Genomic DNA, 14,199 nt, shown 5'->3' on the forward strand with positions numbered 1-14,199 from the left:
TTTTGAAAGCCAATTTCAAACTACTCAAAGAGTATTGTCATGAAAAAGGTTTTAGTGACCGGCTTTGAACCATTCGGGCATACGCCACTAAATCCTGCAGAATCGGTAATGCGTGTTTTGGATGGTACCCGTATTGGGAATTCTGATGATTTGGAATCCTGGTTCCTAGTAACTTCTTTGAGTGTATTGACGTAGTAACTGGCACTATAAATGAGCTTCGTCCACAAATAGTGATCATGATGGGTGAATATGGTGGGCGATCGATGGTTACGGTAGAGCGAATTGCTCAAAATTTTAACGATTCTACTCGATACAACCTAAAGGACAATCGTGGCGTAGAGATGCAGGGCGCACCTACAGTTGCCAATGGACCGGTAGCCTATCGTAGTAATCTTCCTCTCAGAGCTATGGTTAGGGCAATGCCTGAAGCCGGAGTGCCTACAGATATTTCGGATAATGCCGCCACTTTTTGCTGTAATCACTTGATGTATGGCGTTTTGCACTTTATTGCCAGCAATCAACTGTATATACGTGCAGGGTGGATTCACCTTCCGCAATTACCTCAAGTAGCGGCTTTGCCCGAAAACCTTGGTACCCCCAGCATGTCCAGAGAGACCTCAGCACTTGGTGTCCATGCTGGAATAGAGGCCGCATTGCTACATACTGAGGATATTGATGTTCCTATTCCATCTAAGTTTCAAGTCTAAGACCTACTGAAACTATTAAGAAGGGTTTTGACAGTGGAGATTGAATGTCTTTGGGAGTGTAACGATGGATTGATGGATTGGGAGAAACACCCATCTGGCATGCAGAAGACACTTCTATATACTGGGCGGATCATGTCGGCCCTTCGGTTGATTTGGCAGGGCCCCGGCGGCCATCTATTCGGCGGCTAAACATCTCTACTGCTGAAAGAAAGACCTGGGAAATGCCGGAGCAGATAGGGTCCTTTACCTGCTGCGCCCAGATACTTCCCGTGGGCTCCTTTAAGTGCCACTTTTAAGGGTTTAACGGGGGGCTTTCCGTAGCCATATAAACTACAACTGCCTTTATGGTTTCCTCCTTATTGCTGTTAGCTCATGGGTGCTTTTTTGATCAGCTTTATCCACGTGAAGTTGCCAGTGCATTTCCTAGGTAGTTTCACTTATCAACCTATTGGCACGGTTCTTTTTCGGCTCACTTGTCCAAAGGTTTTTCAGAGTTGCGTGAGTACTTTGGTCTTAGGAAAAGGCTTTGATGTGCTTGGATGTTTGTATGCGAAAACACCTGGAACCTTGGAACCTTGGAACCTTGGAACCTTGGAACCTTGGAACCTTGGAACCTTGGAACACAGGAACACAGGAACACAGGAACACAGGAACACAGGAACACAGGAACACAGGAACACAAAATGGAGATTACTCGGCCGGAACTAGAGTAGATGGACGAACGATAACGATTAAGTGTTTTAGTTGGCAAAAATTAAGTACTTTACAGACGTCCAAGCGGCAAATTATAAGGAGAAACAACCACTTACAAAATATCCGATATTTGTGAATATCGGAATTAACGCAACCCATTGATCCCCCTCATGTTTTCAATTTTTTCTTGGCAGCTATTTCCGATAACCAAGTCTGGCCCTGTTTTCCGAACGATTGATCGCGGTGTTCGTACCGAACCGTGATCTGGTCAAGCTCTCCGATGATTTCCTGTAGTGCTCCCATGATGCTCTCTGTCTGTTTTAAGTCCCTGGTTGTTAGGTTAATCAGGTCGGTGTTAATGCTCGCGAGGAAGTCGCGGAGCGGCTGAACCTCGTTAGCAAAAATGGTTAAGTGCAGATCAAACGGCGCTGGGTTATCAACCAAGATTCCAGCTCCTGCACATCCGTCGCAAACTCTCCATTGCCTGTCTATGCCTATCCCTGCGATTGATCTAAGCAACGCCCTGTGGCGGGATCGTAAGTATCAGGAAGATCACAGTTGCCAGTTTCTATTAGCAATACACCGGCGCCCTTATTGTTGACGAACCAATGGCAGATCCAGGCACCCTGCTCCGTGTCATATATGGGTGACACGCCGTCATCTGAAACGGGTACGTCCAAGCTCGCACAAGCAGCACTGGGGCTAGAGAAAATGTCCCCAGGGGCGGTATAAGCTGGAGCATTGGGAATAGCAGATTAAGCTGCAATAGTTTCTTTAAGGCGGAGAGTTTCAAAGTATTCTTCAGCAGCAATAGTGGTTCTGAAATCAATCTCATCACCACCAATTTCTTCTGCTGCCTCTTGAATCTTCTCCAGATCAACACGAAAGAACTCTTTGCGCAGATTCACTGCGTTGACTCTGTGACTTCCAAATTTACGGTGCAGGGCCGTCTCAAGTGCCGGTGCATCCTCTGAGAAGATCATCGCATGTACATCAAACTTGAATGGCACACTAGCATCTCCCAACTCCTTTACCCGGTCGAGAGGATCTAAACGCCTCGTCATCCCGATTTTGTATACATTTTCACCAAAAGAGCCCACATTGCTGATGATATACACATGACCTCGTCTGGTTTGCTCTGCCATGCTCTTGGCTCGTTCCTCCTTGGCTTCGGCTTCAGCAAGTTGCTGCTCCAGTTGAGCCACCTTAGCTTCTGTGATGGCTCTCTCTCCAGAGGTGGCGAGCTCTAGCTCTTTTCTCGCTTTTTCAAGTAAGTCTCGATATAGCTTCTCTTCCTTTTCTGCCGCAGCCAATGCTGCTTTGTATTCTTTCTCAGCACGAGCTTCTTCACGCATTTGCTCTTTGATCAGCTTTTGCTCTTCCTGCTCTTCTTTCTTCTTAAGCATGTACTGGTACTGCATAGCGCACTCTTCGTACTTCAATGTCACATAATCTAGGCTAATTCCACAGCGTAGAGAAGCCACCAACTTCTCCAAGTCATTAGCCAACTTCTCAATGCGGCTCAAGGAACGATCCAAATTGGATGGCCCTACCTTGGCGATTAATAGATCACACTCAATGTTGAAAGCTCGAATGATCATTTTCATTTGACCATCAATGATTTTTTTGTCGATACGGCTATCGCCGGTGAGAGAAACCGTGCCCTCTTGGGTAAAGGCACTGCCATCTTTGATCATGGACTTTTGCTTCTCACGCAGAATTTTAATTTCAGCCGCAAAACGCTCACCGGTCTCATAGAGATATTCCGGAAATTCAAAATGACCATACTCTACAAATTCGTCCAATCGTGTATACAGATCAAGCTTTGACATCACGTCGTGTAGGTTGGCCTTGCCCTCTTCTGCTGTTTGTTTGTTTTCTGCGATGATGGTTTGTAGCTTTTGGAGGTCTATTTGATCACTCATTAACTGCTTCGCTATGTTTCCAGCATTTTTTCGCAGCTGTTGAAGGTCTTTGGTTTCAGTGTCTATTTTCTTGTAGACCTCGCGGGCCTTATTGAGGTTATCAATCATCTTACTTAAACCTGCTTTGGCCTGATTGTGCTCGGTTTTGACCGCTTCAATCGCCTCTTTGATGCTTGAATATTGCCCTATTTTTTTATCTGCTCGATTAGAGGCAATAAAATAAGCAACTCCGATTGAGGCTAGGTAAGCCAGACCTGCCCCAATGATGTAATTTGCGTCCATGCTTTCCTACCTCACGTACTCGTTAATAATGTCTTCTTTGGCCAGCCGACGATCTTCTGCTCGATCCTCGAAGCATTCTTTTGCGTATTGAGCCTCGTCTTTGAGGGCTCTTGCCTCTGCTCGTACACGTTCACGTTCAGCTCGTAAACGCTCTCGCTCGGCCTGGGCAGCCCGTCGTATCTGTGCTTTTTCTTCACGTTCAATGGCCTTGATGCGCCTGATTCGCTCCCGCTCGGCTTGTTTGCTTGCGCGATCAATCGCTTTGGCAACCTTGATCACTGTTCTGAGTCCACTGGACCTGGCCATGAAAGATCCTTTTCATTGCTTACTTAAAGTTTTACGAGGGGATTATGGCTAGTGAAAATCCACTCCGTCCAAAAAATGCGTCCCATCTACAGTGAGCACATTGGTGTAGATCTCTGTGCTGACGATCGACTTATGCCCCAATAGCTGACCCATATATTTCAGCGGCCGACCTTGTAACAGCAAATGGATGGCAAACGAATGACGAAAGGTATGGGCACTGATGGCAAAGGGCGCGCGCCCTACTCTCTTGACCAAGGCATGAATATGCCGATTGACCGTTTGCCGGCACATCGGAAAAACCCGCTCGGTTTTTTTTAAGTGTCCCGTGTAGAGGTAACTCTGGATGCGATCTTCCAGGGCGTGGTCGGTAATGGGGATGTAGCGCTTGGGTGAGCGCTGCAGGGCCTTTTGGATGGGCCGATCGGGACGCTGTTTCAGGGTTTTGAGAATGTCATAGCGGTCATCGATAAAGGACGTCGACTTAAGCGCCAACACCTCCGAGACCCGAGCGCCAGTGGTCCACATTAGATCGAGGATCAAACGAAAGGTCGGGTGTTTCTCGGCGTCGAACAGCTGCAGGACTTCGGGCTTGAGCAGATACACCGGTATAGTATCGACGGTGTCCAGGACGGTGGGCCGCTTGGCCACTAAGCGATCCCAATCGATCTGCACCGACTGAATCGGAAAGGCGACCGCCTGCGCTTCCATCGAATGAAAGTGTCGGTTGGATCGAGGGGTTGGAAACACGCTGTCGCTGTGCCTTTTTTGTACCATTTCGTCCTTGGTCCGTGGTGCAATCCAAGAGTCATTATGCGCCCTTATTTCCTTACAAACAATTGGGCTTTATAAACAAATAGCGTTTAAAAACCGATCTATGGCCAGTGGACCGTTTTACTTATATATGGTGCACTTATGATCAAATTTTCAACACATAACTCATTGGCACAGCAGTAACACCATACTTCGGTAAAACCACAGCGAGCATTTGACTTTCGAATGTACTGGGCTTTTAAGTATCCACTGGCAAAATCAGAATTCCATTTATTCGCCTAGTAACTTAATACAAGTCTTTTAATTGACGATATTTACTTAGGCCACAACTTTGCCCCCAGATCATTAGTGGTGGGTAAGTGTCACTTCTTGGATAGCAATCGTAGCGGGATAGGTGAACGACTATCTTTAGTTTGTGTAAATGAACCTCATAAAGCATGAATCAATAAGCGAGATGGAGGGGCGTCACTAGGTTCTAGAGGAGTACTGTACACCTATTGATCCAATGTCAGCGTCAGGGTGCCTCCCCGCATTAAGAGGTGTCTAGAAGGAAGCTGATCAAGCTAGCTTTCAAAGCGTTTCCAACCTGTAGCATCCGGGTTCGGATAGCTTACTTTTCCCACCTGTTTGAGGTGTTACCTGAATTTGCGTACTGATCCGCTCTTTCAAGGCAGAGATATGCGAAATCACACCAATAAGTTTGCAAGCTTGTGAGAATCTCCAAAGCCGTATCGAGTGCTTCCTCACCATGAATGGTGCCACCCAACGGGTTGGCATTGGACAGTGGTATCACGTACCGGAAATGTGGAGTCCTCCACGACCTTTGAAGTCGAAACAGATGAAATTGAATTTTAGTTTCAAGATAAAACAAGCTAAACCTCTTCACGCACATAAACTATGTGCTTTAAAAGCCAAGTCGACAATCTTTAAGTATAAAGAAATTTATCAAGAAGTAGAGCTGTTCATGCAGCTCGAAGAAGGACTTTAGGCTTATATAGCCTAAAGTCCTTAGCGATAAAGGTATAGCAGTATCGCGTGTGGTTTAACTCTAAGGTGCAGGCAAGTTAATTACTTTGCTAAGTATTCGTCAGCACTGATCACCTCTGCATAAGCAAATTGCAGTGCAGCCATATAAGCTGCATGTATATGTGCAGCGGGAATATCGACACCATTGAAGTACATGTCCCGACTGGCGCAAGCATCGTGAATAACGGTATTTTCATATCCAAAATCACTTGCCGCTCGGGTGATAGCATCGATACACATATGGCTCATCGCACCGACAATGACCAATTTATTAACACCTAGCTCATCCAAGCGCTTTTTAAGATCCGTACCTTTGAAGCTGTTAACTTCATTCTTGAGTACTACCGGCTCACCTTCAACAGGCAGAAGGCTTTTGTGAATTTTCGCACCCTCACTACCGGCAATAAAGAATGGAGCATCCTCACTGAGAAATTCATGGCGAACATGAATAACTGGCCACTGCTTTTTGCGAAACTCAGCCAGCACTTTTGCGGCTTGGTTTGACGCTTGGCCAACGCCTTCAAGAGTCCACCCTCCTCCTTCAAAGTAGTCGTTTTGCATATCGACGACGATTAGCGCTGTCTTGCTCATAAGGTTGTCCTTTGGTTGTGTCTTTGAAATGTACAAGCGCATGTTAGGGCGATGGGCTAAGATACAGACGTGGCAAGACCGACATAAAACAGGCAAGAACTGACAGGGGGGCTAGTGACCCAAACAATCCACATTGCAATACTGATGATCCCCGGAGCGGCTCGGTCGGCGACTTATGGCCTAATCGATCTGTTCCAAACCGCAAACCACATCTGTCAGGAGTCAATTCCAGAACCCAAGGCGCTATTTGAGGTATCACGCTGGCTAATTAATGACGGAAAAGTCATACCCGAGAAAAAAGGGGCTTCTAAAGACCCAAATATCGTTATTGTACCGCCGGTACTTGAAGGTCAGGAGTACATGGAGCCACCGACAGATGTCAGTACCTGGTTGTTAAAGCGACACAAAGAGGGGGCCGTAACCTGTTCCGCTTGTGCTGGGGCTTTTATGTTGGCCGACGCAGGACTATTAGATGGACGCCAGGCGACCACTCACTGGCGACTGGCCGATGACTTTAAGCAGAAGTTCCCGGATATAGAGCTGAATATCGATTCCATCCTGATTGCAGACCCGGATGTTGTCACCGCAGGAGGTGTAATGTCTTGGATTGACCTTGGGTTACATCTGGTCGGACGATACATGCCTCCCCATATAGTGATGGAGTTGGGACGTTTCCTGTTGGTGGATACGGGAACCCGTTACCAAAGTTATTACCGCAGTTTTCTACCTCCTGTAGATCATGGTGATAAAGCAATTTTAAAAGTACAGCAGCAAATTCACCGGGATTATCAACAACCAATTTCTGTTGCAGAGATGGCTCAACTAGCCAACCTGGGCGAGCGTACCTTTCTACGAAGATTTCAAAAGGTTACCGGCTATAGACCCGCCGAATATCTTCAACAGCAACGTCTGCAAAAAGCTCGCGAACTATTGGAAACAGGCACATTGCAAGTCGAACAGATCGCTTGGCAAGTGGGATATGAGGATGTCAGCGCATTCCGGAAAATGTTTCACAAACAGACCTGCCTCTCCCCTAGGGAGTATCGACAGAGATTTTCAGGTGGCTATAAAATGTAATTCTCTGAAAAGGAGGAAGAGTGGTGCTAATTGGAAAAGTAACCAATCTCACTAAAGAGATGGATCGAAGAGATTCTTGTTAAGCCCGGTAGCTTGATAGGTAGCGGAACGCCTCTATTTAGGATACGTAGACCAATATAAAATTTAAATAGATATAACAATAAGATTAAAAGCTTCCTAAAACCTCTAACTAAAAAGTTGACCACATTCAGATAGTTAAGGAGTCATTTATCGTTCGAGAAAACATTACACCACCAACCAGCTAGCAGAAATACGAATCATTTCTCTTTGGAGATACCGATAAGTATCCCCTCAACCCTACACTTCCTCGCCACCTCAGAAATTGCCCTGCAATTTTTAAAGGTAAATAGCAAGATTTCAATCTCGCCAAATCCAGTGCACTCAATGTATAGGTCAAGTTCTGAATAATATTTGAAAAATATTTTGTGAACAATTCTGGATATTCTAAAAATCAACAATTTTTTTGCTAAATCATGGTATCAGCTGAACGAGCTACCCTATATAGTGGCACCGCCTAACTTTGATTAAAAGTAGGTTAGTTTTCATTGTTTTTGGAGAAGTGGGAGAGATACCAAAGTGATTAAGAAAATTTTTTTGAAAAGAGATCTAAAGCTTTCAATCATTTGCGGCTTGATAGCGGCAGCAAGCTTGCTATCAATAACGGCCACGGCCGAAGTTGATATAAATCAATTACGTCAACAATCAAAAATTATGTTCGGCACTCTCTCAGAAACTATGCCAGGCAGTGAGAATGACACCCCAGCTATGGTTGAGCTTGGAAAAACACTGTTCATGGACAAACGGCTTTCAGTCAATGATAGCCAATCCTGTAACAGCTGCCATCAAGTAGGGAACTACAACGGTTCGGGCGTTGACAATGAAACGACATCACCGGGAGCTTTACCTGGTACCAAGGGTGATCGAAACTCTCCAACGGTCTGGAACTCAGGATTCCAGATGGCTCAATTTTGGGATGGTCGCGCAGAGGACCTGAAGGAACAGGCCAAAGGTCCAATTTTAAACCCTGTAGAGATGGGGATGCCTTCAGAAGAGGCTGTTGAGACAAAGATTTCAAAAATTGCCGAATATCAAGAAAGTTTCAAACACGCCTTTGGTAAAGAAAATGCTATCTCTTACGACAATATTGCTCAGGCCATAGCTGCATTTGAGCGCACCCTGATTACGAATGATCGTTTTGATGATTTTATGAGTGGCGATGATCAGGCCATGACAAAAAGTGAGTTAAAGGGCTTACAAACCTTTATCAACACTGGTTGTTCAACATGCCACAATGGTGCAACCTTGGGTGGAAACATGTACCAGAAGATGGGGCTAGTTAACCAATATCCACACCAAGAAGATTTAGGTCGTTATAAAGTTACAGGCCTTGAAAAAGATAAAATGATGTTTAAAGTTCCAATGCTACGCGATGTAAGCAGAAGCGCTCCTTACTTCCACGACGGGCGTGTAGAAACCATTGAGCAAGCAATTTACGATATGGCTTGGTACCAATTGGGGCAGAAATTAAGCACACAACAAGTAGATGATGTTGCAACTTTCCTAAACGCTTTAGAACATCAAGCTCATTAAGCTATTTCCCACCCTTCGGGGTGGGGCCCTTTCACTCTATTTAATTTTGGCTAGGCTCACGGATTTCAAATCACTAGCTCATTGATAACTTATAATCATTCAGCCTTGCCTATGTGTATCAGCCACATTCAGAGATAGCAGCTAGCAGACTAAACAGTTTCCTGATTGCTAACCAGTTGATAATGTATAGTGCTCTAATAATATCTATACCAAGTCGGAAAACTGAAATCCATAGGGAGACGTACAGTTTTCAGCTACCGATTTGCGGCAGCTCCATTGAATTACAGTTCACTACCTGAGCATTCACTCATCAGATGTCCTTATCCAGGATTACGGGCACGAACAATTGCGATACTTACTCAAGAGGCATTTGATTTAGCTGGTGAAAAGATGACGCGAGATGGTTTTGAGGATGATGTGAAAGTTCTCCTGGCCACGTCGACTCATTGGCTTCGTCATACTGGTGCCTCAATGGATGCAGAAAATAGAGATCTTAAAGACCTATCGGCAGACCTAGGACATGGGAAACTGTGTACTACTGATAAAGGATATGTTCACACCGATGATAAAAAGCGTGCAGTTTCAGGGAAAACGAAGCGAGTTTGAAAATAAAATATGCATCAATAGATTGCAATTAATAGAAAATAGTATTTTGAACAATGATGTATTGGTCATCGACACGCGCTATCACTTGATCTTCCCCCAGACAACTGCAACAAGTCGAGCCCTAATGATGATCGCGGCCAACAGCGGATTGCTTGAGGCCGTTGTGAAGGTACTCAGTGATGCAGCGCTTCCATTCTGGCTTGAGCTTCTCGCGGCCAGATGGGAAGAGCTTTTGTATCTCATCGAGAAAGACATTATTGCCTGACGTCTCCAAAATACTTTGCTTCTGTAGGCCCGCCCTCTTCTCAATATCGAGCTCCTCATTATGATATACGCAGATTGAGAATCTGTTCTAGCATAATGCGGGGGATGCTGGTTAGTTCTGCAAACTTATTGTGATTGATACCTTCGATATTGGTAACTACCCATCGTCCTTTTTAGGGTACGCTTGGAATTCTGGGCACAGTTCACTTAAATACGGGCTAGGATATCCTATTGCAGTAAAGGAAATTCTTCAATGATTTAAAATTAAGTGAACTGTCCCCCGGATTTTTCTTTATTGGTTAAGCAAGCTCGGATGTATTTTTCGATTACCCAAAATATTTCCTACAACTTTCCCAATTTCTTGCTCAGTGGGAAGTTGTGCTACGTCATACGCGAACCATGCCAGTGAGTCTGCATTATTCACCGCATTCATCACACCAATTTCTTGCATTTTTCTAGCCGCATTATCTTGTCCACGTAACATTTTTAATGCCTCTTGCTCAACGATTTTGAATACTTCATCACTAGACTTGTCCTTATGAATATTAAGATATAAAGGACCAAGTTTACCGATTTCTTCATCTAATTTATCCACAATGCTTCCATCATCCTTGAAGTACTCATGATCCACTGTATCCGCGAATTTATGTGTCCCCTCGTGTATCAGAGTGACGGTGCAGTATATATCACCTTTTGGCCAAATTTTTTTGAAATTCAAATGGACGGGGTGATAGTGAGGCTTCATATAGCCCCCTCCATTGAGTTTTCCCCCCAACATCGAGATTAAGCTGTTGCCCCCTTGCCATTGCGCTTTCTTCATCTTATATGTTTTTGAAATATAATTGGGCACGCTTTCAAAAATGTCCACCCACACAAAACCCGCCATATTATCCGTGGGGTCCCCCCAACCTATTTTCTTCATGACAGAAGTCTGAAGTTTTGCCACGATGGGCATCTGTTCCCTGTCTGCAAGCTCCACCCCCTTTTTCAAACCCGCCTGAGTTCTATTTAACCGAGAAATTATCGCGTTTAAACAAGGGATGTATTTTTCTGATGAACTATCTGCGGGAAGGCCGAAGTAGTAAGAAAGTAAATTATGAAATGTACCTGGAACCTTATCAGGGGTAACAAGAGCTGTGGCGCATACTTTCATCGCCCGATTCAGAATTGCCTGTGCTTCATCCAGCCAATATCCACATGATTTTTTTACTTTCGTTTGAAAGAGGGCCGATGCATCATCCTCGACCAACACGGAAAAGCTAACCCCATGCTTAATGCTGCGACTAATTAGTTTTGCCATGACGATTCTCCTATGATCCCTTATTTTTAGGTAATAACTGCAATTGATTCACACAGCGAGTAGATCATCTCGCTGCCCTATAAATAATATATTCGGCTTTATTTCACCCCTGCTTGCTCTTGGTCGACGGTTTAATCAGTTCATAATAAATACACCTTGATAAGCAATGATGACGTGAAACTTAACCGCCAATCAAAACTGTCGGACATCCGATTACAATCTTGCCGCCATGGCCAGTTGTATCTCCCATGCGGGCAGCAGGCTTCTTTTGCAGCAGTACGGTAGTGCTGCCCATAGCTACAGTATCTGGTGGTCCTACACAGGTACAGGCACTGCCAACCGTAGCTGAGGGCATTCCGCCGATAATGACCGTTGGAGCACCTGGGCTGAGGATCGGCCCGCCGACGTGAGGTACAGTACCTGTCACCATCGGACAGACATGCATATCCGTAATACGTGAAGCAGGCTTGCCCATATTTAGTCCTCTATCCTGCCATTACCGCCACGTGCCAGATCCAACCCTTGATTCATGTATCTTGCGAATCTTTTGCCGGGATCCACTGGATCAGATAAAACTGCAGCGAGAGTGACACTACCAGCGACGGCGTGTGCATAAAGATGTTCTGGCGGCTCAACCACAGGCTCACCTTCCGCCGCCAGACTTCCATGGCACCAACTCGCTGCTGTAGCAGCCCAGCTCGCTGGGGTTTTGTGCTTGGTTTTATCGCCCAGGGTTTTGCACTTTAATCGAGTCTCTTCGCTGGGTTTTTTGGCCCAGCTTTCCGCAGCGACTAATGCATTTACATTGTCTTCATCAGTTTCTGGGCTTTGAATATCCCGAGCTGCGAGACAGGCCCACCAAACAGCTTCCCGTTTGGGGAGGCCATGTGCCAATAGTTTGATCGCATCGGGATAAAGGCCCGCGTCAACCAGTTGGTTAATGCTGACCTCGGGCGCAGTATCGGGCACCAGGTGCTCTTCCGCTTCTTCACTCACCTCAAAATTTTTTAGCAGCTCCGCCGTGGTAAGTGCTTGTACTTTGATCAGGTCAGTCATTCTTAGTTAATCCCCATCAGTTGATCATAGTCACGCCGCCTTTCAGGGTAAGCATGCCGCCGCCTTTAACTTCAGCTGTAGCATCTCCCTTGCAGGAAAGCATTGTACCTTTGATGGTGATTCCCGCTGGGGTTAGCTTAATACTACTGCCCCCAACCTTTAATTCAATTGAAGCTTTTGAGGATATTTTGATAGCCCCCATAGCATCTGTGGTTTGCGATCCTTTGCTAATCTTGAGTGTGTGATTGCCTGAACCAATCGTGACAGTCTGGTTTCCTTTATCCACATTCAATTTTTGGTCACCTTTGGCAATGGTGACCACTTCGCTACCATCAGTTACGGTGATACTACGATCCTGTTTAACTTCCAGAGTTTGCTTGTTTTCTATTTTGCCAGTTTGGTCATTATGGATAACAAAGTTGTGATCCTTACCGGCTTCCATATAGATTTCTTCGTTGCCACCTTTGTCATCAAAGCGCAACTCGTTAAAGGTGCTGCCCTCATACTCGGTTTTCCAGCCACTTTGGGTGGCGGTGTAATTGGGGCCTGGATTATCGCCGTTATATACTGCACCGGTAATCAATGGTCTATCCGGGTCGCCATTAATGTAGGTAACAACCACTTCCTGGTTTACCCTGGGTACAAAGTTTGCCCCCCAGTTTTTTCCGGCAAAAGACTGCATCACTCTGACCCAGCAACTATTTTGTTGTGAGTTCCAGGGGAACTTCACTTTCAGTTGGGTGTAGGGGTCCTGAGAGCTGTCGGATGCGGTTGCTTTTACTTCCAATACACGTGCCACTTGTGGTGAGTGTATTTTCTTTGCAGAAACATTCGGCTGTGGGCGTGGCATTACCGCAGATGGAATACAGCTGAAGGTATTGTGGAAGTGGGTTTCGTTACTGTTACCGTCTGCAGCTGAAACATGCACAGACGTAATAAGATACTTCCCCTTTTCTGACGACAACGTGTGATCAAAATTAAAACGTCCGCCGGCAGTAAAGGAGGGGCAGTCACTACGTCCATGGCTGACATCAAATAGCGCTTCCTGTGCTTCCATAGCACGTTCTGCCAGTGCTTTATGGTAGCTATCAGTAAATTTGTGTTTGTGTTCACCATCAGCCTGGAAGTGGTTCAGGCCATATAAGCCGCGCATGTAGTTAGAAACATCATTCAGCTTACTGGTGGTTTTAACTTGCTGCTTATTGTCTTTGGTAGCAGTAAATTCACTGTAATCTTTGAGCTCAAAACCGCCGCCATGGTAGTTGAAGTTTCTTCTCCAGCTACTCACTGTGTTTTTTGTGGGATGGCTACCGCCTCCGTCATACTCAATTTTTTCACTTTCACAGTCGTAAAAATCTTGAGGATCATCGCAGAGTACAAGCTCATGCTGCCCTTCAGAGTGCTTGAAGTAGTAGGAAATTCCCTCTTCAGCCATTAAGCGATTGATAAATTCAAAGTCGCTTTCATCAAACTGTACACAGTATTCACGGGTGATGTATTCGGCATTTAGCTTTAAGGTCAGTTTGATAACCTTGCTGTATTCACCGAGCACTTCTTCGAGAATTTGCTTGGCGGACTTCTTTTCGAAAACTCTGTTGGAGCCTCCGAGGCTCGTGAACCACAGGCCAGGTTGAAGAATTGCGCTATAACTACGCACGCCTTCGGCGTTTACATCGTGAAGGGAGAACTGGGTAACATAGCCGTTAATATGGCGTGGTGTCTCAGAGTGGTGAATCGAAACAGTTACTGGTTTGCCGACAAGATCTTTTTGCTCAATAGCGTGATCATCAGAAAGAAGCTGTACTTCATAGCGGAATAGCTTGGAGACATGCTCCTCGCCTTGTAAGGTCGTTGCGATCAAAGCATCCGAGCCGACTGGGCTGTCGACCGTAATCATTCTTTTATCTTGATTGAGTGTAGCCATGGGCAGCCCCAACTATCCCTACGGTGCCAAATAAGAAATGAGATTTTAGAAATCTGCAGT

General features: G+C 45.5%; 14 protein-coding genes. 5 read left to right on the forward strand and 9 right to left on the reverse strand.

What is annotated here, in order from left to right; translation table 11 throughout:
• Window positions 1–39: 39 nt before the first annotated feature.
• Entirely contained in the window at window positions 40–195 is a 156-nt protein-coding gene (locus ACJJJB_RS08110; RefSeq protein WP_445366025.1) for a pyroglutamyl-peptidase I family protein, read from the forward strand.
• A gap of 11 nt (window positions 196–206) precedes the next feature.
• Complete coding sequence (locus ACJJJB_RS08115; RefSeq protein ID WP_445366269.1) at window positions 207–707, forward strand: pyroglutamyl-peptidase I family protein; 501 nt, start codon at window positions 207–209, stop codon at window positions 705–707.
• Window positions 708–1,568: 861 nt separating this feature from the next.
• Here ACJJJB_RS08115 and ACJJJB_RS08120 read toward each other — a convergent pair.
• From ACJJJB_RS08120 to ACJJJB_RS08140, 5 genes are all read right to left on the reverse strand, one after another.
• The gene (locus ACJJJB_RS08120) at window positions 1,569–1,844 is read right to left on the reverse strand and encodes a class I SAM-dependent methyltransferase (protein ID WP_445366026.1); all 276 of its coding nucleotides are present in this window, start codon (window positions 1,842–1,844) and stop codon (window positions 1,569–1,571) included.
• A gap of 311 nt (window positions 1,845–2,155) precedes the next feature.
• Window positions 2,156–3,607 (reverse strand): SNIPE associated domain-containing protein, encoded by a 1,452-nt coding sequence (locus ACJJJB_RS08125; RefSeq protein WP_445366027.1) that lies wholly within the window; start codon window positions 3,605–3,607, stop codon window positions 2,156–2,158.
• 6 nt (window positions 3,608–3,613) lie between these two features.
• Entirely contained in the window at window positions 3,614–3,913 is a 300-nt protein-coding gene (locus ACJJJB_RS08130; protein WP_445366028.1) for a hypothetical protein, read from the reverse strand.
• Window positions 3,914–3,961: 48 nt separating this feature from the next.
• The gene (locus tag ACJJJB_RS08135; protein WP_445366029.1) at window positions 3,962–4,621 is read right to left on the reverse strand and encodes a tyrosine-type recombinase/integrase; all 660 of its coding nucleotides are present in this window, start codon (window positions 4,619–4,621) and stop codon (window positions 3,962–3,964) included.
• A gap of 1,131 nt (window positions 4,622–5,752) precedes the next feature.
• On the reverse strand, window positions 5,753–6,301 hold the full coding sequence (locus ACJJJB_RS08140; protein WP_445366030.1) for a cysteine hydrolase family protein: 549 nt from the start codon (window positions 6,299–6,301) through the stop codon (window positions 5,753–5,755).
• A gap of 114 nt (window positions 6,302–6,415) precedes the next feature.
• Here ACJJJB_RS08140 and ACJJJB_RS08145 point away from each other — a divergent pair, with 114 nt between their 5' ends.
• The 3 genes from ACJJJB_RS08145 (at window position 6,416) to ACJJJB_RS08155 (ending at window position 9,860) form a co-directional block, all read left to right on the forward strand.
• Window positions 6,416–7,378, forward strand: a complete 963-nt coding sequence (locus ACJJJB_RS08145; RefSeq protein ID WP_445366031.1) for a GlxA family transcriptional regulator — start codon at window positions 6,416–6,418, stop codon at window positions 7,376–7,378.
• Window positions 7,379–7,975: 597 nt separating this feature from the next.
• Window positions 7,976–8,989 carry a cytochrome-c peroxidase gene (locus ACJJJB_RS08150; RefSeq protein ID WP_445366032.1) on the forward strand — a complete coding sequence of 338 codons (1,014 nt, stop codon included), beginning with the start codon at window positions 7,976–7,978 and terminating at the stop codon, window positions 8,987–8,989.
• Window positions 8,990–9,539: 550 nt separating this feature from the next.
• Window positions 9,540–9,860 (forward strand): hypothetical protein, encoded by a 321-nt coding sequence (locus tag ACJJJB_RS08155; RefSeq protein WP_445366033.1) that lies wholly within the window; start codon window positions 9,540–9,542, stop codon window positions 9,858–9,860.
• A gap of 291 nt (window positions 9,861–10,151) precedes the next feature.
• Here ACJJJB_RS08155 and ACJJJB_RS08160 read toward each other — a convergent pair whose 3' ends face one another.
• From ACJJJB_RS08160 to ACJJJB_RS08175, 4 genes are all read right to left on the reverse strand, one after another.
• Complete coding sequence (locus ACJJJB_RS08160; RefSeq protein ID WP_445366034.1) at window positions 10,152–11,159, reverse strand: hypothetical protein; 1,008 nt, start codon at window positions 11,157–11,159, stop codon at window positions 10,152–10,154.
• A 181-nt stretch (window positions 11,160–11,340) separates the two neighbouring features.
• Window positions 11,341–11,634, reverse strand: coding sequence for a PAAR domain-containing contractile injection system baseplate protein (locus ACJJJB_RS08165; protein ID WP_020413592.1), 294 nt, complete (start codon window positions 11,632–11,634; stop codon window positions 11,341–11,343).
• Window positions 11,635–11,636: 2 nt separating this feature from the next.
• Window positions 11,637–12,215 carry a DUF6931 family protein gene (locus ACJJJB_RS08170; RefSeq protein WP_445366035.1) on the reverse strand — a complete coding sequence of 193 codons (579 nt, stop codon included), beginning with the start codon at window positions 12,213–12,215 and terminating at the stop codon, window positions 11,637–11,639.
• A 16-nt stretch (window positions 12,216–12,231) separates the two neighbouring features.
• Complete coding sequence (locus ACJJJB_RS08175) at window positions 12,232–14,139, reverse strand: type VI secretion system Vgr family protein (RefSeq protein ID WP_282951857.1); 1,908 nt, start codon at window positions 14,137–14,139, stop codon at window positions 12,232–12,234.
• Window positions 14,140–14,199 lie beyond the last annotated feature (60 nt).

This window comes from Microbulbifer variabilis, from assembly GCF_052468405.1.

Excerpts from the sequence above, each read along its gene's own strand:
- ACJJJB_RS08165 (WP_020413592.1), bottom strand. The coding sequence starts at position 11,634 with ATGGGCAAGCCTGCTTCACGTATTACGGATATGCATGTCTGTCCGATG.
- ACJJJB_RS08155 (WP_445366033.1), top strand. The coding sequence starts at position 9,540 with ATGTTCACACCGATGATAAAAAGCGTGCAGTTTCAGGGAAAACGAAGC.
- ACJJJB_RS08140 (WP_445366030.1), bottom strand. The coding sequence starts at position 6,301 with ATGAGCAAGACAGCGCTAATCGTCGTCGATATGCAAAACGACTACTTT.
- ACJJJB_RS08160 (WP_445366034.1), bottom strand. The coding sequence starts at position 11,159 with ATGGCAAAACTAATTAGTCGCAGCATTAAGCATGGGGTTAGCTTTTCC.
- ACJJJB_RS08175 (WP_282951857.1), bottom strand. The coding sequence starts at position 14,139 with ATGGCTACACTCAATCAAGATAAAAGAATGATTACGGTCGACAGCCCA.
- ACJJJB_RS08170 (WP_445366035.1), bottom strand. The coding sequence starts at position 12,215 with ATGACTGACCTGATCAAAGTACAAGCACTTACCACGGCGGAGCTGCTA.
- ACJJJB_RS08110 (WP_445366025.1), top strand. The coding sequence starts at position 40 with ATGAAAAAGGTTTTAGTGACCGGCTTTGAACCATTCGGGCATACGCCA.
- ACJJJB_RS08135 (WP_445366029.1), bottom strand. The coding sequence starts at position 4,621 with ATGGAAGCGCAGGCGGTCGCCTTTCCGATTCAGTCGGTGCAGATCGAT.
- ACJJJB_RS08130 (WP_445366028.1), bottom strand. The coding sequence starts at position 3,913 with ATGGCCAGGTCCAGTGGACTCAGAACAGTGATCAAGGTTGCCAAAGCG.
- ACJJJB_RS08125 (WP_445366027.1), bottom strand. The coding sequence starts at position 3,607 with ATGGACGCAAATTACATCATTGGGGCAGGTCTGGCTTACCTAGCCTCA.